At 65.0% G+C, this 23,094-nt stretch carries 15 protein-coding genes and 1 pseudogene; 10 read left to right on the forward strand and 6 right to left on the reverse strand.

The features are described 5' to 3' along the window. Positions 1–9 precede the first annotated feature (9 nt). From ACVJGD_RS02285 to ACVJGD_RS02315, 7 genes are all read left to right on the forward strand, one after another. The gene (locus tag ACVJGD_RS02285; RefSeq protein ID WP_456632835.1) at positions 10–1,353 is read left to right on the forward strand and encodes a methyl-accepting chemotaxis protein; all 1,344 of its coding nucleotides are present in this window, start codon (positions 10–12) and stop codon (positions 1,351–1,353) included. A gap of 231 nt (positions 1,354–1,584) precedes the next feature. Next, positions 1,585–3,171 (forward strand): Do family serine endopeptidase, encoded by a 1,587-nt coding sequence (locus tag ACVJGD_RS02290; protein WP_456632836.1) that lies wholly within the window; start codon positions 1,585–1,587, stop codon positions 3,169–3,171. Positions 3,172–3,495: 324 nt separating this feature from the next. Beyond that, the gene (locus ACVJGD_RS02295; protein ID WP_456640140.1) at positions 3,496–4,176 is read left to right on the forward strand and encodes a winged helix-turn-helix domain-containing protein; all 681 of its coding nucleotides are present in this window, start codon (positions 3,496–3,498) and stop codon (positions 4,174–4,176) included. Between the two features lie 91 nt (positions 4,177–4,267). Then, entirely contained in the window at positions 4,268–4,552 is a 285-nt protein-coding gene (locus tag ACVJGD_RS02300) for a type II toxin-antitoxin system RelE/ParE family toxin (RefSeq protein ID WP_456632837.1), read from the forward strand. A 42-nt stretch (positions 4,553–4,594) separates the two neighbouring features. After that, on the forward strand, positions 4,595–4,894 hold the full coding sequence (locus ACVJGD_RS02305) for a HigA family addiction module antitoxin (RefSeq protein WP_456632838.1): 300 nt from the start codon (positions 4,595–4,597) through the stop codon (positions 4,892–4,894). A gap of 154 nt (positions 4,895–5,048) precedes the next feature. Further along, on the forward strand, positions 5,049–6,509 hold the full coding sequence (locus tag ACVJGD_RS02310) for a sensor histidine kinase (protein WP_456632839.1): 1,461 nt from the start codon (positions 5,049–5,051) through the stop codon (positions 6,507–6,509). Continuing rightward, a complete protein-coding gene (locus ACVJGD_RS02315) occupies positions 6,506–9,466 on the forward strand; it encodes a bifunctional [glutamine synthetase] adenylyltransferase/[glutamine synthetase]-adenylyl-L-tyrosine phosphorylase (RefSeq protein WP_456632840.1) in 2,961 nt (986 codons plus the stop codon). Before ACVJGD_RS02310 ends, ACVJGD_RS02315 begins: the two co-directional genes overlap by 4 nt. Positions 9,467–9,707: 241 nt before the next feature. On the opposite strand, the gene ACVJGD_RS02320 is transcribed toward ACVJGD_RS02315, so the two are convergent. From ACVJGD_RS02320 to ACVJGD_RS02340, 5 genes are read right to left on the reverse strand one after another with little or no spacing between them, the layout of a single operon-like run. Further along, the gene (locus ACVJGD_RS02320) at positions 9,708–9,920 is read right to left on the reverse strand and encodes a formate dehydrogenase subunit delta (protein ID WP_456632841.1); all 213 of its coding nucleotides are present in this window, start codon (positions 9,918–9,920) and stop codon (positions 9,708–9,710) included. After that, the gene (gene fdhD / locus ACVJGD_RS02325; protein ID WP_456632842.1) at positions 9,910–10,740 is read right to left on the reverse strand and encodes a formate dehydrogenase accessory sulfurtransferase FdhD; all 831 of its coding nucleotides are present in this window, start codon (positions 10,738–10,740) and stop codon (positions 9,910–9,912) included. The genes ACVJGD_RS02320 and fdhD overlap by 11 nt, the downstream gene beginning before the upstream one ends. A 2-nt stretch (positions 10,741–10,742) precedes the next feature. Further along, positions 10,743–13,619, reverse strand: coding sequence for a formate dehydrogenase subunit alpha (gene fdhF, locus ACVJGD_RS02330; protein ID WP_456632843.1), 2,877 nt, complete (start codon positions 13,617–13,619; stop codon positions 10,743–10,745). 10 nt (positions 13,620–13,629) lie between these two features. Further along, positions 13,630–15,186, reverse strand: a complete 1,557-nt coding sequence (locus ACVJGD_RS02335; RefSeq protein WP_456632844.1) for a formate dehydrogenase beta subunit — start codon at positions 15,184–15,186, stop codon at positions 13,630–13,632. Then, positions 15,183–15,659 (reverse strand): formate dehydrogenase subunit gamma, encoded by a 477-nt coding sequence (locus tag ACVJGD_RS02340; protein WP_456632845.1) that lies wholly within the window; start codon positions 15,657–15,659, stop codon positions 15,183–15,185. Before ACVJGD_RS02340 ends, ACVJGD_RS02335 begins: the two co-directional genes overlap by 4 nt. Positions 15,660–15,896: 237 nt before the next feature. Between ACVJGD_RS02340 and ACVJGD_RS02345 the strand changes: the two genes are divergently transcribed. The 3 genes from ACVJGD_RS02345 to mdoH all read left to right on the forward strand — a co-directional run bounded on the left by ACVJGD_RS02345 (position 15,897) and on the right by mdoH (position 20,692). Next, positions 15,897–16,793, forward strand: coding sequence for a LysR family transcriptional regulator (locus ACVJGD_RS02345; RefSeq protein WP_456632846.1), 897 nt, complete (start codon positions 15,897–15,899; stop codon positions 16,791–16,793). A gap of 285 nt (positions 16,794–17,078) precedes the next feature. Continuing rightward, a complete protein-coding gene (locus tag ACVJGD_RS02350) occupies positions 17,079–18,581 on the forward strand; it encodes a glucan biosynthesis protein G (RefSeq protein WP_456632847.1) in 1,503 nt (500 codons plus the stop codon). Beyond that, positions 18,569–20,692, forward strand: a complete 2,124-nt coding sequence (gene mdoH, locus ACVJGD_RS02355) for a glucans biosynthesis glucosyltransferase MdoH (RefSeq protein ID WP_456632848.1) — start codon at positions 18,569–18,571, stop codon at positions 20,690–20,692. The genes ACVJGD_RS02350 and mdoH overlap by 13 nt, the downstream gene beginning before the upstream one ends. 16 nt (positions 20,693–20,708) lie before the next feature. Here mdoH and ACVJGD_RS02360 read toward each other — a convergent pair. Continuing rightward, a pseudogene (locus tag ACVJGD_RS02360) lies at positions 20,709–23,026 on the reverse strand (ATP-binding protein). Positions 23,027–23,094: the final 68 nt, after the last annotated feature.

Raw genomic sequence — 23,094 nt, forward strand, 5'->3', positions numbered from 1 at the left:
AGCAAGCCGATGTTTTCCAACAGCAATCTGACTATCCGCTTCCTCGTCGCATCCGTCGTCATCGCGCTTCTGGTGCTGCTTGGGATCGGCGGCGGCACGGGCTTCATCGCCGTGCTCTACCTCAACAACGAGATCACGGCGCTTGCCGCGGAGTTCAAATCGCTGAGCGGGCCGGGCCGCGAGCATGCCATGCAGATCTATCAGGAGGCGCAGACCGCGTTCTCCTACTTCCTGATCGCCTGCGGTGCGATCGCCGCGATCGCGATTGCGGTCTGCCTGACGACCTATTTCGCGGTTCGGGACGGCGTCATGCGGCCGCTGGCCGCCATCGTGCATGCGATGCGCGAGGTGGCCGAGCAGAAATACGAGACGCCGATCCCGGGTCTCGGCAGGGGCAATGAGATCGGACTGCTCGCCGGCGCGCTCGAAGTGTTCAAGACCAACGGGATCGAACGCCAGCGGCTGACCGAGCAGGAACTGCGCGACGCCCACAACCAGCGCGAGCGCACCCGCTACCTCGACGAGAAGATCCGCGACTTCAACGGCCTCGTCGCCAATGTCGTTGGCAGCGTGGCCGCATCGGCGGTTCGCCTGAGGGGCAACGCCGAGACGCTGTCGCGCGCCGCCAATGAGACCAGCGAGAAAGCGAGTGCGGTTGCCAGCGCAGCCGGCCAGGCCAGCACCAGCGTCCAGACGGTGGCGACTTCGGCGGAGCAGATGACGACCTCGATCGCGGCCATCAGCCAGCGCGTCACCGACGCCACCCAGCGCGCCGAGGGCGCGGTGGCGCAGGCACGCCAGAGCGCCGACACCATCCATGCGCTCTCGGACGCGGCCGAGAAGATCGGGGCTGTCGTGCAATTGATCCAGACCGTTGCCTCGCAGACCAACCTCTTGGCGCTCAACGCCACGATCGAGGCCGCACGCGCCGGCGAGGCCGGCAAGGGATTTGCGGTGGTCGCCTCCGAGGTGAAGAACCTCGCGAGCCAAACCAGCAAGGCGACCGAAGAGATCTCGCAGCAGGTCGCGAGCATCCAGGCGATCACGGCGGAAACGCGTGGCGCCATCGACGGGATCTCGAACACGATCGCGGAGATCAGCTCGATCATGTCGGGCATCGACGTCGACACCGCACGCCAGCGCAACGCCACCCAGGACATCTCCAGGAACGTCCAGGACGCGGCGAGGGGAACCATGGACGTCACCAACCACATCGTCCAGATCACCACCACCTCGTCCGACACCGGCCGCATGGCCGGCGAGGCCAAGGATTCCGCAGTCGACCTGTCGCAGCAGGCGGACATCCTCAAGCGCGAGGTCGAAGGCTTTATTGCCAGCGTCAGAGCGGGCTGACCTCTCGCTTTTTTGCGAGCCCGAAACCTCCTGGCGGAACTTGCCGCGAGCCTGCAGCGCTCGCGGCTAACTCATTGGCGAAGCTGCGATATTCTGCCGCACCCGGTTTCATCTCTATTACGAAAGTTTAATTCCGCATCCAGCGCGTCGTAAGGCTGACATCCCCATGTTTAGCCAAGTCCGGTGCTCGCCCTCGCACCCTTCGAATTCTGGCTCTTGGAGATTTTTAGAATGACCGAACGACCCACCGATCTTTCGTCTCTGCCGTCTTACCGCGCGCCACGCCGCTCGCTGTTCTCGGCCCGCAGATTTGCGTTGATGGCTTCGGTCGTCGCCGGGCTTGGCGTCGCCGCTTATGGCTTGAGTCCGCAGCACACGCCGAGCGATCTGTTCGCCAGCCCCGCGCAGGCGCAGGTCAACAACGAGGTCCGCAAGGTTCAGCAGCCGGTCGGCTTCGCCGACATCGTCGAGCGCGTGAAGCCGTCGGTGATTTCGGTGAAGGTCAATATCGGCGAGAAGCTCGCCAAGGACGACAGCAATGACGACTCGCCGTTCCCGCCGGGTTCGCCGATGGAGCGCTTCTTCCGCCGCTTCGGCGGACAGGATGGGTTGCCCCCGGGCATGCGCGGCGGACCGCGTGGCCGTGGCATCGTGACCGGCCAGGGTTCGGGTTTCTTCATTTCGGCTGACGGCTATGCCGTCACCAACAACCACGTGGTCGACGGTGCTGACAAGGTCGAGGTCACGACCGACGACGGCAAGACCCATTCCGCCAAGGTGATCGGCACCGATCCCCGCACCGACCTCGCGCTGATCAAGGTCGAGGGCGGTTCCAACTTCCCGTTCGCCAAGCTGTCCGACACCAAGCCGCGGATCGGCGACTGGGTGCTGGCCGTCGGCAACCCGTTCGGCCTCGGCGGCACAGTTACCGCCGGTATCGTCTCGGCCTCCGGCCGCGACATCGGCAACGGCCCATATGACGATTTCATCCAGATCGACGCGCCCGTGAACAAGGGCAACTCCGGTGGCCCGGCGTTCGACGTGTCCGGTGAGGTGATGGGCGTCAACACTGCGATCTACTCGCCCTCCGGCGGCAGCGTCGGCATCGCCTTCTCGATCCCGGCTGCGACGGTGAAGAACGTGGTCGCCCAACTCAAGGACAAGGGCTCGGTCAGCCGCGGCTGGATCGGCGTCCAGATCCAGCCGGTGACCTCTGATATCGCCGACAGCCTCGGCATGAAGAAGGCCGAAGGCGCGCTGGTGGCGGAGCCCCAGGCCAACGGCCCGGCGGCCAAGGCCGGCATCGAGTCCGGTGACGTCATCACTGCCGTCAACGGCGAGCCGGTGAAGGACGCGCGCGAACTCGCCCGCACCATCGGCGGCCTGCCTCCCGGCAACGCGGTGAAGCTCAACGTCCTGCACAAGGGCACGGAGAAGACCGTCAACCTCACGCTCGGCCAGTTGCCGAACACGGTGGAGGCCAAGGCTGATAACGACAACAGCGATCGCGGCGGCTCTTCCTCCCGCGGCACCGATGTGCCGAAGCTCGGCCTGACGGTGGCCCCCGCCAACAGCGTGGCCGGCGCCGGCAAGGATGGCGTCGTGGTGACCGAGGTCGACCCGAAGAGCGCCGCGGCCGAGCGCGGCTTCAAGGAGGGCGACGTCATTCTCGAAGTCGCCGGCAAGAACGTCACCAGCGCCGGTGATGTGCGCGATGCGATCACCTCCGCACGGAACGACAACAAGAACAGCGTTTTGATGCGCATAAAGAGCGGCGGTTCGTCGCGCTTCGTGGCAGTGCCGCTGGCGAAGGGTTAATTACGAGATGGAAGGCGTCGCCGGCAATCGTCGCCCCCGCCGACGGCCCTTCCTGGGGAGCGAGCCCCAATGCTCGCCCCCTGTTGCTACCTTCCGGTGGAATGCGCCCCCCTCCGTCGGAAGGCCTAGGGCGGTGAAGTCCCCCAGCTTCACCGCCCACTCTTTCCCCTCCAGCATGATCCGGAAAAGCCGAAGCCAGCCTTCCGGAAGGATCATGCAAAACAACGCGAGCGCGCGCGGCCGTCTTGCATGTGCAGGGCGGCCGCGCCATGGTGAGAGGAAGCCAATCCCGTGACCGCCACCGCACCTGCAACCGCACCCCAGATGCGCCTCCTGATTGTCGAAGACGACCGCGAATCCGCCGACTATCTCGTCAAGGCGTTCCGCGAGGTCGGCTATATCGCCGATCTCGCCGACGACGGCGAGGAGGGCCTGTCGATGGCCGAGAGCGGCGACTATGACGTCCTCGTCGTCGACCGCATGCTGCCGAAGCGGGATGGCCTGTCTCTGATCGGCACGCTGCGCGAGAAGGGGAACCGCACGCCGGTCCTGATCCTCTCCGCGCTCGGCCAGGTCGACGACCGCATCAAGGGTCTGCGCGCCGGCGGCGACGACTACCTGCCAAAACCCTATTCATTCGCCGAGCTTTTGGCGCGCGTCGAAGTGCTGTCGCGCCGCAATGTCGGCCCGGCGGAAGAGACGGTCTATCGGGTCGGCGATCTCGAGCTCGACCGCCTGTCGCACCGCGTCGCCCGCGGCAAGGACGAACTGACGCTGCAGCCGCGCGAGTTCCGCCTGCTCGAATATCTGATGAAGCATGCAGGCCAGGTGGTGACCCGCACCATGCTGCTCGAGAACGTCTGGGATTATCACTTCGATCCGCAGACCAACGTCATCGACGTTCACATCTCGCGTCTGCGCTCCAAGATCGACAAGGGCTTTGAGCGGCCGTTGCTGCACACGATCCGCGGTGCCGGGTACATGATCCGCGACGGGATCCGGTAACGGCGGCGCGGTCTAGCATCACTGGGCGATTTGTATCATGGAGTGATACAAATGTCTTCCGTTTTGTATCTCGACGTGATACAAATGTTGGATGATCAGGCGCTTCAAGGACGACCGGACGAGGGCCGCCTTTGAAGGTGAGGCTTCCAAGGGCTTTCCGGCTGATTTGTTGAAGGTCGCACGCCGCAAGCTTCAGTACCTCGATGCTGCGGTTTCGCTCCAAGACCTTCGCTCGCCGCCTGGCAATCGTCTCGAGGCCCTCAAGGGTGACAGGGTCGGGCAGCATTCGATCCGAGTTAACGATCAATTCCGCATCTGCTTTGTCTGGACCGACGAAGGTCCGACCGAGGTCGAGTTTACGGATTACCATCATTAGCCAACCCGGGCGGGGCTCTCCGCCCAGACCAGGAGGTCGCAAATGGCAAAGAAGCTACCGCCGATGCACCCCGGGGAAGTGCTCCGGGAGGAGTTCCTTGTTCCGCTTTCGCTGTCGGCCGGCGCGCTCGCGAAAGTTTGCGGTGTCCCGCGCACCAGAATCGAGCGGATCGCGAATGAGGAAACTGCAATCACGGCGGACACTGCACTCCGGTTGTCGAGGGCATTAAACACCTCTGCTCAGCTCTGGCTCAACCTGCAGAACGCGTATGACGTTCGAGTGGCCGAGCTTGGCATTGGCCGAGAGTTGGACAAGATCAAGTCGATTGTTACAGCAGCTTGAATGCAGGCATCCGCTCCATGGGATTTTCTGGAGCTGCAGATGTCGATGCGCACTTGCTGTATGAACGCATTGTCACTTCTGGCTGTCGGATCGCCCATGTTAAGTTGGGCGCATCAGACAGCAACGCGCAGCAGCAACATCTTGGGCACGATCCGTGACGGCATTCGGTAAACTGATCCGCACCACGGCCTTCCGGCTGACGCTGGTCTATCTGTTTTTGTTCGCGCTGTTTGCCGCCTCGCTGCTCGGCTATTTCGCGTGGAATACGCGCCGCCTGATCACCGAACAGATCACCTCCACGGTCAATGCGGAGGTCGGCGAGGTCACCGAGATCTACAACCGGCGCGGTCTGCGCGGCCTCGTCTTCACCATCGGCAACCGCGCGCTGCGGCCGGGTGCCAACCTCTATCTCGTGACCGCACCGAACGGGCAGGCGATCGCCGGCAATGTCGGCTCGCTGGCGCCGGGGGTGATGGGAATCCAGGGTTGGACCGAGACCGCCTATCGTCGGCTCGACGACAATGACAACACCGATCATCGCGCACTGGTCCGCGTCACCGAGATGACCAACGGCTTTCGATTGCTGATCGGGCGCGACCTGGAGGAGCGGCGGCGGCTGTTCGGCATTGTCGCCAAGGCCGCGCAATGGTCGATCCTGGTTGTGGTCGTGCTCGGCATCGGCGGCGGCATCTTTGTCGCGCGGCGGGTGCTGCAGCGGATCGACGCCATGACCGGCACCACCCAGCGCATCATGGCCGGCGATCTCTCCGGCCGCCTGCCGGTCGGCCGCAGCGGCGACGAGCTCGACCGTCTCGCCGAGAACCTCAACGCCATGCTGGAGCGCATCGAGGCGCTGATGACGGGGCTGAAGGAAGTCTCCGACAACATCGCCCACGACCTCAAGACGCCGCTGACGCGCTTGCGCAACCGCGCCGAGGAGGCATTGGCGCGCGCCCGCCGCGAGGCCGATTACCGCGCCGCGCTGGAGCGCACCATCGAGGAATCCGACGGCCTGATCCGCACCTTCAACGCGCTGTTGATGATTGCGCGCGCGGAGTCCGGGCAGGCGCGCGGCAATATGGACGATTTCGACGCGGCCGAGGTCGCCGCCGGCATCCACGAGCTCTACGAGCCGCTCGCCGAGGATGACGGCATGAGTCTGCACGTGAAGACCGCACCCAGCCCGATCCATGGCAACCGTGAATTGATCAGTCAGGCGCTCGCCAACCTCGTCGAGAACGCGATCAAATATGGCAAGCCGGTGGTGCAGCCGATCGACCCGGAGGCGGCCGCCGCGACCAAGGAAATCCTGATCGAGGCGCGGCGCGAGGGCGACGCTGTGCTGCTCAGCGTCACCGACCATGGTCCCGGCATTCCCGAGGCCGACCGCAAGCATGCGGTGGAACGATTCGTCCGGCTCGAAGCGAGCCGCACGCTGCCCGGTTCCGGCCTCGGGCTGAGCCTCGCCGCGGCGGTCGCGACACTGCACGGTGGCGAGCTCAGGCTCGGCGACGCGCAGCCCGGCCTGGTCGCGACGCTGGTGATCCCGGCGCGCACCGGCGCGGCCGACAGGCTTGCGGCCCAAACGCAGGATGTGCCACAGAAGGCGGCATGAATGCTTCCGCGCCGGGCTCCGCGGGACATCGTCTGGCCGCGCGGTTCGCGGACGGACCGGATGTGTCCGCGCCCATCCAAGCCGAACAGCGTCTGACAGACTGGCTCGCCGAACTCGAGCCGGCGCAATCGGCCGCGCTCAACGAACTGCTTGGCTATCCCTTCGCCAGGCGCATCCTGCTCGGGATTGCGGAATTCTCACCGTATCTGTTCGAACTCGTGCGCGCCGATCCGGCGCGGCTGATCCGGCTGCTCTCCTGCGACCCGGAACCGCATCTCACCTCCCTGATCGAAAAAACCTCGCACGACGTGTTTGCCGCCTCAGGCGAGCCCGAGGTGATGCATCTGCTGCGCCGGATGAAGGCGGAGGCAGCGCTCCTGATCGCGCTCTGCGACATAGGCGGCGTCTGGCCGGTCACGCGGGTCACCGCCGCCCTGACCGACCTTGCGGTCGCCGCCGTGCAGTCGGCGCTGCGCTATCTGCTGCGCCAGGAGATGGCGCGCGGCCGTCTCCATGCGCCTGACCCCGACCATCCCGAAGTGGGCAGCGGGCTGATCGTGCTCGCGATGGGCAAGATGGGGGCAGGCGAACTGAACTATTCCAGCGATATCGACCTCATCGTCTTCTACGATCCCGCTGCGACCTCGCTGGCCGACGACATCGAGCCGCAACCGTTCTTCGTCCGCGTCACCCAGTCGATGGCGCGCATGCTGCAGCAGCGCTCCGGCGAGGGCTATGTGTTCCGCGTCGATCTGCGGCTGCGGCCCGATCCGGCCTCGACGCAGGTCGCGATCTCGACCGATTCGGCGCTGAATTATTACGAGCGGGAAGGGCGGACCTGGGAACGCGCCGCGATGATCAAGGCGCGCCCTTGCGCCGGCGACGGCAAAGCGGGCGAAGTGCTGCTTGCGGAAATCGCGCCGTTCGTCTGGCGCAAGCATCTGGATTTCGCCGCGCTCGCCGATGTCCACGACATGAAGCGGCAGATGCAGACCTATCGCGGCCAGAGCGAGATCTCGGTCGAGGGCCACAACGTCAAGGTCGGCCGCGGCGGCATCCGCGAGATCGAGTTCTTTGCCCAGACCCAGCAGTTGATCGCGGGCGGGCGACATCCGGAATTGCGGGTGCGGCCGACGCTCGAGGCGCTCATGGTACTCGCCTCCAGCAACTGGATCACCTTTGAGGCGCGCGACGAACTCACCGCGGCCTATCAGTTCCTGCGCCGTGTCGAGCACCGCTTGCAGATGATCGCCGACGAGCAGACGCATACCTTGCCGGAGGATCCCGCCGCGATCGAGCGCTTCGCTCATTTCCTCGGCTATACGAGCAGGGCCACGTTTGCGATGGAATTGCTCGCGCATCTCAACATTGTGCAGGGCCACTACGCCAAGCTGTTCGAGGGCGACGAGCCGACCGGCACGGCAAAGCTGCCGAAGCTGGATTACGGCGCCGGTCCCGCAGATCCGAGACTGCTCGCGCATCTCGCCGGTATCGGTTTCAAAAAGCCGATCGCGGTCGCTCAAACCGTGCAGCAATGGATCGAGGGCGACTATCGCGCGCTGCGCGTGGAGGCCACGCGCAACGCCTTCGTCGAGTTCATTCCCGGCCTGATCGACGGCCTCGCGCATGCGGAGGAGCCCGACGCGGCCGTCGTGGCCTTTGATCGCTTCCTGCAGGCGCTGCAGCGGGGCGGGCGGTTGATCACGCTGCTCAGCCAGAACCGCGATCTGGTCGCGCTGGTGGCGCTGATCCTGGGCGCTGCGCCACGGCTCGGCGACATGCTGGCGCGCAAGCCGCAGATCATGGACGGGTTGATCGATCCGCGTTTCTTCGGTGCGATGCCGGACCAGCGCGAATTGTCGGAGCGGCTCGCGACCACGCTCAAGGACGCGGATTCCTACGAGGACTTCCTCGACCGCCTGCGGCTGTTCGGCCAGGAAAGCCTGTTCCTGATCGGCACGCGGATCCTCTCCGGCACGGTGTCGGCGCAGCAGGCGAGCGTCGCCTTTGCCGATGTGGCGGAAGGCATCGTGCACACCGTGCATGGCCTCGTCACCGACCAGTTCGCCGCGCAATACGGCCGCATCAACGACCAGGAGACCGCGATCCTCGCCATGGGCCGGCTCGGCAGCCGCGAGATGACGGCGTCCTCCGACCTCGACCTGATCCTGCTCTATGACTACGACCACGAGCATCCGGACTCCGACGGCGCCCGCGCGCTGCACGGCGCGCAGTATTTTGCCCGCTTCACCCAGCGCCTGATCTCTGCCTTCACGACACGGACCAATTACGGCGTGCTCTACGAGGTCGACATGCGGCTGCGCCCGTCGGGCCGCGCCGGACCGTTGGCGTCGCGGCTCGATTCCTTCGCCGAATACCAGGAGCGCGAGGCCTGGACCTGGGAGCACATGGCGCTGACACGCGCGCGCGTGATCTCGTCGTCGCCTGCGTTCCGCGAGAAGATCGAAGATATCATCCGCCGCGTGCTGACGCGGAAGCGCGATGCGGGCAAGACCGCCAACGACGTCGTCGAAATGCGGCGCGCGATCGCGCTCGAGAAGGGCGAGGACGACGTCTGGGACCTGAAGCTCGCGGCCGGCGGCCTCGTCGATATCGACTTCATCGCGCAGTATCTGCAGCTCGTGCACGCCGCCGAGAAGCCCGACATCCTCAGCGTTTCCACATTGCAGGTGCTGGAGAACGCCGCCAAGCTTGGCGTGCTCGGCCAGTCGGAGGCCGAAGTGCTGCGCTCTGCCGCGCGGCTCTATCATGATCTCACGCAGATCCTGCGGCTTTGCGTCACCGGCAAATTCAACCCTGAGACCGCGGGTGAGGATCTGCTGCGCGTGATGGCGCGGGCAGGGGACACGCCGGATTTCTCCGCCCTCGAAGCCCGCGTGCGCGAGACCCAAAGCGAGGTCCGGCGCGTGTTCAACGCGATCGTGGGTGGACGTTAGGCGCGGCCCCGATCACCGCAAACTCGCTGTCTTCCCGGGCTTGACCCGGGACCCATAACCAGAAGCGCTTGTGGCGTACTCCGCCGTAACCGCTTGCTCACGTTACAACGGAATCCTGTGGTTATGGGTCCCTGCTTTCGCAGCGACGACAGAAACGTAGGGTGGGCAAAGCGAAGCGTGCCCACCATCGAGAGCACAGACGTTAATGGTGGGCACGCTACGCTTTGCCCACCCTACAACGCTACGCCTTCTTCAATGTCTCGAGCGCGTCGCGGACATACGGATCGAGCCCCGCGCCGCCGGTGTCGAGATGGGCGAAGATCGCCTTCCGCATTCGCGGGTCCCAGAACTTCTTGATGTGCTCGGCGATGCCCGGCACCGCGCGATCATGCCCCTGGTTCTGGAAGAACTTGCCGATCTGGTTGGCCATGTAGATCAGTCTGTCAGGCGACATGGATGGCTTCCCTGCTATCGGCGTGGGCCGTGATGCGCTCCGCATGCGTGAACACTTCGAATCCGTCGGCGCGCGCGATCGCCGCAAGCGTGATGCCGGCGGCATCGGCCATGCGCACTGCCATTGCCGTCGGCGCCGAAACCGCAACCATCAGTGGCGCGCCGATAGTCGCCGTCTTCTGCACCATCTCGACCGAGATGCGGCTCGTCAACAGCACCATGCCCTCGCTGGTCGGAACGTTCGCCTGCGCCAGCGCGCCGGCGAGCTTGTCGAGCGCGTTGTGGCGGCCGACATCCTCGCGCAGCGCGACGATGCCGCGCGCCGGCGTCCAGAACGCCGCGGCATGCACCGCGCGTGTCTCGATATTGATCCTCTGCAGCGGCGCAATCGCCGCCATCGCCGTCATGATCTCGCGCGGCGAGAAGCTGCGGCCCTTCTGTACGATCGCCGCAGGACGAACCGCTTCCGCGATCGAGTCGATGCCGCAGAGGCCGCAGCCCGTCGGGCCTGCGATATGCCGTCGCCGTTCGCTGATCAGCGCGGCCTTTTCGGGCGCGAGCCACATCCGCAGCTCGATGCCGTCGTCGAGCTCGATGACGTCGAGCGTCTCGATTTCCTCGGGCGATTGTACGACGCCCTCGCTGAGGCTGAAGCCGACGGCAAAGTCGCGTAGGTCCTGCGGCGTGCCCATCATCACGGCGTAGGTGCCGCCATTATAGGTCAGCGCCAGCGGCGTCTCCTCCGGGATCTGGCGCGTGCCCTCGCTCAGGCTGCCGTCGCGCCAGACCTGCCGCTCCGCGCTGGTGACGGGATCGTGCATCGTCACTCCGCGGCTTCCACGACCGGCGCGATCCGGCGCGAATGCTTCGCCTGCGCCTCGTAGGCCTTCTGCCAGTCGGACGGTCCGTTGGACGGCGAGATCTGGACTGCGGTGACCTTGTATTCCGGGCAGTTGGTCGCCCAGTCCGAATAGTCCGTCGTGATCACATTGGCCTGCGTATCCGGGTGGTGGAACGTGGTGTAGACCACGCCCGGCGCGACGCGGTCGGTGATGAGCGCGCGCAGCGTGGTCTCGCCGGCGCGGCTCTTGAGCCGCACCCAATCGCCGTCGCGCACGCCGCGCTGCTCGGCATCGTGCGAATGGATCTCCAGCCGATCCTCGCTATGCCAGACCACATTCTCGGTGCGGCGGGTCTGCGCCCCGACATTGTACTGGCTGAGGATGCGACCGGTGGTGAGCAGCAGCGGAAAGCGCGGGCCGGTGCGTTCATCGGTCGCGACATATTCGGTGACGACGAACTTGCCCTTGCCGCGCACGAAGCCGCCGATATGCATCACCGGCGTGCCCTCGGGCGCCTTCTCGTTGCACGGCCACTGCACCGAGCCGAGCTCATCGAGCTTGGCATAGGAGACGCCGGCGAAGGTCGGGGTCAGCGCCGCGATCTCGTCCATGATCTCGGAGGGATGGTTGTAACGCATCTCGAAGCCCATCGCCTTGGCGAGCCCGATTGTCACTTCCCAATCGGCCAGGCCATTCTTCGGCGTCATCACCTTGCGCACGCGTTGGATACGACGCTCGGCATTGGTGAAGGTGCCGTCCTTTTCCAGGAAGGTCGAGCCGGGCAGGAACACATGCGCGTAATTCGCGGTCTCGTTCAGGAAGAGGTCGTGAACGATGACGCATTCCATCGCCGACAGCGCCGCCACCACGTGGCTGGTGTTGGGATCGGACTGCAGGATGTCCTCGCCCTGCACATAGAGGCCCATGAAGGTGCCTTCGATCGCGGCGTCGAACATGTTGGGGATGCGCAGGCCCGGCTCCGGGTTGAGCTGCACCTTCCACATCGCCTCGAACTGGTCGCGCACCGCGTCCGTCGAGATGTGGCGGTAGCCCGGCAGCTCGTGCGGGAACGAGCCCATGTCGCAGGAGCCCTGCACGTTGTTCTGGCCGCGCAGCGGGTTCACGCCGACGCCGGGGCGGCCGATATTGCCGGTCGCCATCGCCAGGTTGGCGATCGCGATCACCGTCGTGGAGCCCTGGCTGTGCTCGGTGACCCCAAGTCCGTAATAGATCGCGCCGTTGCCGCCGGTGGCGTAGATGCGCGCCGCCTCGCGCAGATCCTTCGGATCGACGCCGGTCAGGATCGCGGTGGCTTCCGGGCTGTTGTTCGGCTGCGCGACGAACGCCGCCCATTCCTCGAACTCGCTCCAGTCGCAGCGCTCGCGCACGAAGGCTTCGTTGACGAGGCCCTCGGTGACGATGACATGCGCAAGCGCGGTCATGACCGCGACGTTGGTGCCCGGCGTCAGCGGCAGATGCAGCGCCTTCAGGTGCGGGGCTTCCACCATCTCGGTGCGCCGCGGATCGATCACGATCAGTTTTGCCCCTTGCCGCAGCCGCTTCTTCAGCCGCGAGGCGAACACCGGATGGGCGGAGGCCGGATTGGCGCCGATCACGACCACGACGTCGGTCTCTTCGACCGAATCGAAATCCTGCGTGCCGGCCGAGGTGCCGAAGGTCTGAGACAGGCCATAGCCGGTCGGCGAGTGGCAGACGCGGGCGCAGGTATCGACATTGTTGTTGCCGAAGCCGGCGCGGATCAGTTTCTGCACCAGATAGGTCTCTTCATTGGTGCAGCGGGAAGAGGTGATGCCGCCGACCGCGTCGCGGCCATACTTCTGCTGGATGCCCTTGAACTTCGCGGCGGCAAACGAGAACGCCTCGTCCCACGACACTTCGCGCCAGGGATCCTCGATCCGCTCGCGGATCATCGGTTTCAGGATGCGTTCTTTGTGGTTGGTATAGCCCCAGGCGAAGCGGCCCTTGACGCAGGAATGGCCGCGATTGGCCTTGCCGTCCTTGTACGGCACCATGCGCACCACTTCCTCGCCGCGCATCTCGGCCTTGAAGGCGCAGCCGACGCCGCAATAGGCGCAGGTCGTCACCACGGAATGTTCGGGCTGGCCGATCTCGATCACCGATTTTTCCGTCAGCGTCGCGGTCGGGCAGGCCTGTACGCAGGCGCCGCAGGAGACGCATTCGGAGCCGAGGAAGCTCTCGCTCATGCCCGGCGAGACGCGGCTGTCGAAGCCGCGGCCAGCGATCGTCAGCGCAAACGTGCCTTGCACCTCCTCGCAGGCGCGGACGCAGCGCGAGCAGACGATGCATTTGGAAGGGTCGTAGGTGAAGTAGGGATTGGACTCGTCCTTCGGCATCCAGGCCGGATTGACCGCGCCATCGGACTTGGCGAACACGTGGTTGTCGCCCTCATAGCCGTAGCGCACGTCGCGCAGGCCGACCGCGCCCGCCATGTCCTGCAATTCGCAATCGCCATTGGCTGCGCAGGTCAGGCAGTCCAGCGGATGGTCGGAGATGTAGAGCTCCATCACGCCCTTGCGCAGCTTCTTCAGCCGTTCGCTCTGGGTGTGGACGACCAGGCCCGGCGCCACCGGCGTGGTGCAGGAAGCCGGCGTGCCCGCGCGTCCCTCGATCTCGACCAGGCACAGGCGGCAGGAGCCGAAGGCGTCGACCATGTCGGTCGCACAGAGTTTTGGGATCTGCGTGCCGGCGTCCATTGCCGCGCGCATGATGGAGGTGCCCTCGGGCACGGTGATGCTCTGGCCGTCGATGGTCAGCGTGACCATGGTCTCCGATTTGGAGCGCGGCGTGCCGAAGTCGATTTCCTGGATCAATGACATGGCGATCTTCCTATTCCGCGGCCTGCAGACGGGCCGGTGCCGGGCCAAAATCTTCCCGGAAATGCTTGAGGGCGCTCAGCACGGGGTAGGGCGTGAAGCCGCCGAGCGCGCAGAGCGAGCCGAACTTCATGGTGTTGCAGAGGTTTTCGACGAGGGCGAGGTTTTCGGCCACGCGCTCGCCGCGGATGACCTTCTCGATGGTCTCCACGCCGCGGGTCGAGCCGATCCGGCATGGCGTGCACTTGCCGCAGGATTCGATCGCGCAGAATTCCATCGCAAAGCGGGCCTGCTTCGCCATATCGACGCTGTCGTCGAACACGACGATGCCGCCATGGCCGATCAATCCATCGCGCGCGGCGAAGGCCTCATAGTCGAACGGCGTATCAAAGAGAGCGCGCGGGAAGTAGGCGCCCAGGGGGCCGCCCACTTGCACCGCGCGCACCGGACGGCCGGTGAAGGAGCCGCCGCCGATCTCGTCAACGAGTTCGCCGAGCGTGATGCCGAACGCGGTCTCGAACAGGCCGCCATGCTTCACGTTGCCGGCAAGCTGGATCGGCATCGTGCCGCGCGAGCGGCCTATGCCGAAATCCGCGTAAGCTTTCGCGCCGTTGTCCAGGATGAACGGGATCGCGGCGAACGACAGCACGTTGTTGATCACCGTTGGCCTTCCGAACAGGCCCTTGTGTGCGGGCAGCGGCGGCTTGGCGCGCACGATGCCGCGGCGGCCTTCGAGGCTTTCGAGCAGCGAGGTCTCCTCGCCGCAGACATAGGCGCCGGCGCCGACCCGCACCTCGAGATCGAAACTGTGTGGGGAGCCGCCGATGCGCGCGCCGAGACAGCCGGCGCGCTTCGCCGCCGCGATCGCGGCATTCATCGCCTCGACCGCATGCGGATATTCGGAGCGGATGTAGATGTAGCCTTTGCTGGCGCCGACCGTGATGCCGGCGATCGTCATACCCTCGATCACGACAAAGGGATCGCCTTCCATGATCATGCGGTCGGCGAAGGTGCCGCTGTCGCCTTCGTCGGCATTGCAGACGATATATTTCCGGTCGGCGCTGGCCTGCGCGACCGTCTTCCACTTGATGCCGGTCGGAAAGCCGGCGCCGCCGCGGCCGCGCAGGCCGGAGGCGGTGACATCGGCAAGGATCTCGTCGGAGGAAAGCGTCAGCGCCCGTTCCAGGCCCTTGTAACCACCATGGGCGCGATAATCCTCGACCGAGCGCGGATCGACCACGCCGCAGCGCGCGAAGGTCAGGCGGGTCTGGCGCTTGAGCCAGGGGATGTCGTCGGCGATGCCGAGCCGCAACGGATGTGGCCCGTTCGCGGCCATCGCATCGAGCAGGGAGGCCGCGTCCGTGGCGCTCACCGGTCCGAACGCGACCCGGCCCGCTGCCGTTACGACCTCGACCATCGGCTCCAGCCAATAGAGCCCGCGCGAGCCAGTCCTGACGATCTCGACCGGCAGGCCGCGCGTCTCAGCGGCGAGTTGCAGCGCCGCCACGACTTCATCGGCGCCAACGGCGACGGCGCCGGCATCGCAGGGGACAAAGAGTCGCATCGTCATCGCTGCGCCTCCTTGACCAGCGCATCGAGGCGAGCTTCATCGAGCCGGCCGACCACGCGGCCATCCAGCATCGCTGATGGCGCGGTCGCGCAGAGGCCGAGGCAGTAGATCGGCTCCAGCGTCACGCGCTCATCGGCCGTGGTGTTGCCGAGCGTAATGCCGAGCCTCGCTTCCGCGCGCGCGGCCAGGGCATCGCCGCCGGCGGCCTGGCAGGCCTCCGCGCGACACAGCTTCAGCACGTGCCGGCCGGCCGGTTCTTTGCGGAAATCATGGTAGAAGGTGAATACGCCGTGCACCTCGGCGCGCGAGAGGTTGAGCGCGGAAGCGACCATCGGGATCGCGGGCTCGGGCACGTAGCCGAAGGCTTCCTGCAGGGCGTGCAGGATGACCAGCGTCGCGCCTTCGAGCTTGGTGTGCTCGGCGATGATCTCGGCGCCGCGCGCTTCGTTCCAGGGTTCGTAGGCTGACGTCATCCATACCTCTCAAATCGGAGGGTTCTTCACTCGCTCCTATGAGAGTTGGAATCGATCTAGATATCAATAAAGCTGTCTCATGCTGCGATCGTGAAAGGCGATTGATTTGGATATGAAATAGATCGATATGGAATTAGAATTGGTAGCGAAACACCTTGTCTCGCACAGCTTTTTGCGTGTTCGTGCGCGTTGTGATCGTTATATTTGCAGTGGCATGCCAGAACTGATGAGGCCTTCTTGATCGACAAGCTTGAACTCCTGTTGGCGCTCGCAAAGGAGCGGCATTTCGGCCGCGCGGCGGAGGCGTGCGGCGTCACCCAGCCGACGATGTCGACCAGCCTCAAGCAGCTTGAGGACCTCCTCGGCGTGATGCTGGTGCAGCGCGGCTCCCGCTTCCAGGGTTTTACGCCCGAAGGCGAGCGCGCGCTGGATTGGGCGCGGCGTATCGTCGGCGATGCCCGCGCGATGCGGGAGGAGATCAACGGGCTGAAGCACAAGCTCTCCGGCGAGATCCGGATCGCGGCGATCCCGACCGTGCTCGGCATGGTCGCTTCGCTGACGACGCCATTTCGCGCCCGTCATCCCGACGTGCGCTTTCGCATTCAGTCCTGCACCTCGTCCGACGTGCTCGGCCTGTTGGAGAACCTCGAGGTCGATGCCGGGCTGACCTATATCGAGAACGAACCGATCGGCAAGGTGCGCACCATCCGCCTCTATGGCGAGAGTTACCGGTTGCTGACCTCGCCCGACGCCATGTTCGGCGATCGCGACAGCGTCACGTGGAAAGAGGTCGGCCAGGTGCCGCTCTGTCTGTTGACGCCCGACATGCAGAACCGCCGCATCATCGATCGCGCGCTTCGCTCGGTCGGCGCGGAAGCAACGCCGACGCTGACCTCGAACTCGCTGCTCGTGCTCTACACCCACGTGAAGACCGGGCGCTGGGCGAGCGTGATGCCGGCAAAACTCGCAGAGACGCTCGGCCTCGCCGACGCCGTGCGCAGCATTCCGATCGTCGACCCCGTCGTCAACTACAGCATCGGCCTTGTGATCCCGCAGCGCGATCCGATGACGCCTTTGATCGCCGCGCTCGTGCAGGTCGCCCGCGAAGTCGCGCCCACGCTGGAGTCGAAGTAACGGGCCGGAGCTCTCTCCTCTCCGTCATTCCGGGGCGCGCGGAGCGCGAGCCCGGAATCCATCGATCCGCATGCGCAAGCGGCGAAATGGATTCCGGGCTCGATGCTTCGCATCGCCCCGGAATGACGGCGTCTCGCGGGATGAGCATAACCATGGATTTGGCGCAGCGCGTGGTGGGAGATTGTCTGAACAAAGATCTTTTCTCGCTCATGCCGCATGTGCGGGAACTTGCCGACATGTTCGCTGTTTCACTGTCGGGTATGTTCGTATTGCAGAGGAGTTCCCGTGAATCGTCGTCAGCTACTGCAAGGCTCGGCAGTGCTGCCGACACTCGTGCTGTTTCCGGGAACCGAAACGGTCGCGGCTGTTCCGTTCGGCCCATCCACTGTTCGGGAGCTCGCGCGCAGCCTCGCGAGCAAGTCGTTCGAGGCGCCCGACGAAAAGCTGCCCGCGGAGCTGAACGATCTGAACTACGACCAATACCGCTCGATCCGCTTTATGCCGGAGCGCGCGCTCTGGCGCGCCGAAAAGTTGCCGTTCCAGGCGCAGTTCTTTCACCGCGGCTTCTTCTACAAGAACAAGGTCAGCATCTTCGAGGTCGTCGACGGCCAGGCCAACGAAATCGCCTATCGCAAGGAAGACTTCTCGTTCGGCGACAAGGTGCCGGCTTTCAAGGAAGCCGATCTCGGCTTTGCCGGCTTTCGCGTCCACACCTCGATCAACAAGCCCGACTATTTCGATGAGGTCTGCGTTTTCCTCGGCGCGAGCTATTTCCGTGCCGTCGCCAAGGGTGAAACCTACGGATTGTCGGCGCGGGGATTATCGATCGATACCGGCGAGCCGAAGGGGGAGGAATTTCCCACCTTCAAGGCGTTCTGGCTGGAGCGTCCCGCAGCCAACGCGACCTCGCTCGTCATCCATGCGCTGCTCGACAGCAAGAGCTGCGCCGCGAGCTACCGCTTCACCGTGCGGCCTGGCGAAACCACCGTGTTCGACGTCGAGATGTCGCTTTATCCGCGGGTCGATCTCGAGCACGCGGGGCTGGCGCCGATGACCAGCATGTTCTTCTTCGGTCCCAATGACCATAACGATGTCGACGATTTTCGCCCCTCGGTGCACGATTCCGACGGGCTCGCAATTTTCAACGGCAAGGGCGAAAGCCTGTGGCGCCCCCTGAGCAACCCGCGGGATCTTCAGGTCAGCACCTTCCAGGACCTCAATCCACACGGCTTCGGTCTGATGCAGCGCGAGAAGCGATTCGCCGCTTATGAGGATATCGAATCGCGTTTCGAAGCCCGCCCGAGCCTCTGGGTCGAACCGATCGGCGATTGGGGCGAGGGCGGCGTCGTGCTGATCGAGATTCCGACCAAGGAAGAGATCCACGACAATATTGCTGCCTTCTGGCGGCCCAAGGCGCCGCTGAAGGCCAAGAGCGAAAACAATTTCACCTATCGCCTGCATTGGGGTCCGGATGCGCCGAAACCTCACTCGCTCGCCCGCTTTGTGCGCACCGGCATCGGAGCGCGTGGCGAGGACAGCAAACTGTTCGTGCTGGACCTGATCGGCGACAATCTGAAAGGCGTCGATCCCAACAGCATCAAGGGCGTCGTCAGCGCCGAAAAGTCCGAGATCACCAACATCGTCACGCAACCGAATCCCGACGCGGGCGGATGGCGGCTCAGCTTCCAATGCGCGGTGAAAAAGGACACGCCCGTGGAGCTTCGGGCCTTGTTGATGCAAGACGATAAGCCTCTTTCCGAAGTGTGGGTCTATCGATGGGCTCCGTAGCGACGTCGTCGCCGCTGACGCCGGACGCGCCGACCGACGGGTTCCTGCCACGCGAAGATCCGCTCGAGATGATGACATCGGACTTCGCCCGCGCGCCGCAGGCGACGCGGCGGCCTGTGCCGGTGGCGTCAAGCATGTGGCTGCGGCGGACATTTGTCTTTGCGGCGACCATCGCGCTCACCGGCGCCGGCGCCTACGAGATGTACAGGGTGCTCGAAGTCGGGGGCGTGACCCTCCTGGAATGGATGGTGCTGGCGCTGTTCGTGGCGCTGCTCGCCTGGATCGGCTTCTCGTTCGCCTCCGCGCTTGCGGGCTTTTTCGTCCTGCTCGGCCGAAGAGGGAACGCACTGCCAGTCGCCACCGGCGGAGCCTTGCCTGAGATCACGAGCCGGACGGCGGTGTTGCTGCCGACCTACAATGAAAACGAAAATCAGTTGATGGCCCGGCTGCGCGCGATCTACGAGTCCGTTGAGGCGACCGGGCATGGTGCGCACTTCGACTGGTTTGTGCTGAGCGACACCACCGATCCCGACATCTGGATCGCCGAGGAGCGCGCTTTCCTGCAACTGCGGCAAGCCTGCGGTTCCGATCGGCTCTACTACCGCCACCGCGCCAACAATGTCGCGCGCAAGTCCGGCAATATCGCCGAGTGGATCTCGCGCTTCGGCAGCGGCTATCAGTTCATGATCGTCCTCGATGCCGACAGCCTGATGACGGGCGAGGCGATGGTGCGGATGGTTCATGCGATGGAGGCGAACCCGGCGGCCGCGTTGCTGCAGACGCTGCCGATCATCGTCAATGCGCGAAGCCTGTTCAGCCGCTTGCAGCAATTTGCAGGCCGGCTTTACGGGCCGATGATCGCCGCGGGGGTGGCCTGGTGGCACGGCTCCGAAGGCAATTACTGGGGGCACAATGCCATCATCAGGGTGCGGGCATTCGCCGAAACTGCCGGGCTGCCGGAGTTGCACGGGCGAAAGCCTTTCGGCGGACATATTCTGAGCCACGACTTTGTCGAGGCCGCGCTGATGCGGCGCTCCGGCTGGGGCATCTATATGGCGCCGACGCTCGGCGGCAGCTTCGAGGAAGTGCCGCCGTCGCTCTTGGATTTCGCGGCGCGCGACCGCCGATGGTGCCAGGGAAACCTGCAGCATCTCGCCGTGTTGCCGACCCGCGGACTGCACTGGATTTCGCGGCTGCATTTCATGACCGGGATCGGCTCGTATATCACGGCGCCGCTCTGGTTCACGTTCCTGCTGCTCGGCATCCTGATCTCGTTGCAGGCGCGCTTTGTCCGCCCGGAATATTTTCCGAAGGGGTTCTCGCTGTTTCCGAACTGGCCGGCGCAGGACCCCGTCCTCGCGGCCTGGGTGTTTGGCGCCACCATGGCGCTTCTGATCGTGCCGAAGCTGCTCGGCTTCCTGTTGCTGTTGACGCAGCGGGAAACGCGACGGCGTTTCGGCGGCGCAATTCGCGCGTTCCTCGGCGTCATCGTCGAAGTGCTGATCTCCGCCATGATCGCGCCTGCGATGATGGTGTTCCAGTCGATCGCGGTGATCGAGATACTGATTGGCCGTGACGCCGGATGGCAGACGCAGCGCCGCGACGACGGCTCGGTCGAGCGCCGCGAGCTCTATCGCAAATACGGCGTGCCCACGGCCTTCGGCGTGCTGATGGCCGCGAGCGCCTATGCCGTCTCTCTGCCGCTGCTGTTGTGGATGTCGCCGGTCATCGTCGGGCTGTTGTTTGCAATTCCGATTGGCGCCTATACGGCGAAGCCGCGGATGAATGCGCTGTTTGCGACACCGGAGGAGGTCGCGCCGCCTTCCGTGCTGGCCCGCGCCAACGAATTGGCAGCATCGCTTCCACCCGGCCGCGGCAGCGCGCTGACCGAACTGCGACGCGATGCGCCATTCCTGACGCAACATCTCCGCTCGCTTCCTCCGCCGAAGCGCCGGCGACCGGAGGATATCGACCCGCATCTGGCAACCGCCCGCGCCCGCGTTGAGGCGAGCGACACCTTCGAGCAGGTGGTCGCCTCCCTCAGTAGCCGCGAGACGCTGGCGGTGTTGAATGACCAGGCCTTGCTGGAAAGCGTCCTGAAGCTGGCGTGAAGCGAGTGCAACATCGCTACGCCGCCGCCCGCATCCTCGCCACGCAGGCGTCGCGCGGGAGGGCGATGCGGACCACGGTGCCGACGCCGAGCTTCGAGCGCAGCCTCATCGAGCCGCCGTGCAGGCTGGTCAGCGAGCGCGCGATCGCAAGGCCGAGGCCCGAGCCCTGATAGGTCTTGGTGAGCTGGCTCTCGACCTGCTCGAACGGGTTGCCGAGGCGCTGCAGCGAGTCCTGTGCGATGCCGATGCCGGTGTCGGCGATCAGCATCACGATGCGATCGTCCAGCACCTGGCTGCGCACGATCACCCGGCCATTGTCGGGCGTGAACTTCACCGCATTGGAGAGCAGGTTGACGATGATCTGCTTGATGGCGCGGCGATCGGCCACCACGGGGATTGTGCTTTCGATGTCGGCATCGAGCGTCAGCTTCTTGACCTGCGCGCGTCCGGATACCACGCGGAGCGATTCCGCGAGCGTCCTCGACAGATCGAGCGGCTCAAGGTCGAGCTTCATGCGTCCGGCCTCGATCTTCGACATGTCGAGGATGTCGTTGATGACGTCGAGCAGATATTTGCCGCTGGTGAGGATGTCGTGACAATATTCCTGGTACTTGTCCGAGCCGAGCGCGCCGAACATGCCGCTGCCCATGATCTCGGAGAAGCCGATGATCGCGTTCAGCGGCGTGTGCGCAGCTCGTGGCTCATATTGGCGAGGAATTTCGATTTGGCGGCGTTGGCCTCCTCGGCGCGGTTCTTCTCCTGCGAATATTTCTCCGCAAGGTCGGCGAGCTCGATCGCCTGCCGCTCGAGCTCGGCCTGCGAGCGCTTCAGGTCGACGACAGTGGCGCGCAGCCGCAAATCGTTGTCGACAAGCTTCTGCTCGTGCGCCTTGATGCGGGTGATGTCGGTGCCGACGGAAACGTAGCCGCCGTCCTTGGTGCGGCGTTCGGAGATGTGCAGCCACTTCCCGTCGTCGAGCTGCGCCTCGAAGGTGCGCGCGCCCGGCATCGGCGCGCCGGCCTCGTGCAGGCGGGTACGCACCTCCGGCATGCTGCCGACCTCGATCACGGTCTCGTAGGAGGTGCCGGGAGCGACCGCCGAGTCCGGCAATTTGTGCAGGCGCTGGAAGTGCGAGTTGCAGAGCACGAGGCGATCCTCGGCGTCCCAGAGCACGAAGGCTTCCGGAATGGTCTCGATGGCGTCGCGCAGCCGCAGGTCCGCTTCGACAGTCTTTTCGGCGAGGCTCTTCTGCTCGGTGATGTCGACCGCGATTCCGATCAGGTGCAAGCCGCCGTCGGCCGACGTGTGGCTGAGCTCGCAGCGCACGCGCAGCCAGATCCAGTGGCCCTCGGTGTGCTGCATGCGGAACGACTGGTCGATGTGGTCGATCTTGCCGGAGATGAGCTGGTCGGCGATGTCGAACAGATTGATGTCGTCGGATTTCACCAGCGCGTTGACCTCGCCGAACGTCAGGAGGTCGTTGCGGGACTCAAGGCCGAGCAGCGTGAACATCGACTGCGACCAGAAGATGCGGCCGCGCGAGAGGTCCCAGTCCCACAGCCCGCAGCGGCCGCGATTGAGCGCGGTATCGATCCGGCCGCGGACCGCGTCATTGATGAGATCGCCCTCGCGGGCGCGGGTCGACTGCCAGTGGAAGGCGAAGCCGAGGATGAGCACGACAAAGCCCGTGGTCGCCGAGAGCGTGACCGAGAGCGCGGCGTCCGATCCCCAGATCGGCTCGTTCATCTCCTGGATCACGATCACCTGGCCGGGCAGCGATTTCACCGGGACCGAGATTGCCAGCGCGCCGTTGCCGTCCGGCAGGATCATGTCGGTGAGGACGCCCTGCTGGCTGGGCGCGGCGAGCAGTTGCGCGGTGGAGACGATGTCGAGCACCCGGTCGTTCTCGCCGAGCCCGTCGATCGGCGCGCGGGCGAGCACGCGATGATCGGCGCCGGTGACGATGACATGGCGGCCCCTGGCAATGCCCCAGGACGGAATGAGATCGGGCAACGAGCTCTGCAACTGCTCGATATTGCCGGGGCGTTCGCGGCGGCTGGAGGTCAGGCGATCGAGCCGCTCGGCGAGGATATCGGAGAGGGCGGCAAGATCGCGCTTCAGGGCGGCGCGCTTCTGCCGGCTCTGGTCGACCACCTGGACGAAGGCGCCGAGGCAGATCGTGATCAGGAAGGCGATGATGAGCGTGGGCACAGCCCGGCGCAGCGCAGGCTCAGCGGTCAAGAGCCTGTGGTAGTCTGGTTTCGCGATCGATTGCGCCAATCCCTTGATCGAATCGGATTGGACGCACGCGTTCGCCGCATGCGCACGCGCCATGCCCTAGACCCCCACCGCAGTCTGATTTGCACACCGTCGGAAGCCACCCCACGTCGCTCCCGAATCAA

The sequence above is a fragment of the Bradyrhizobium sp. USDA 10063 genome (assembly GCF_054063735.1).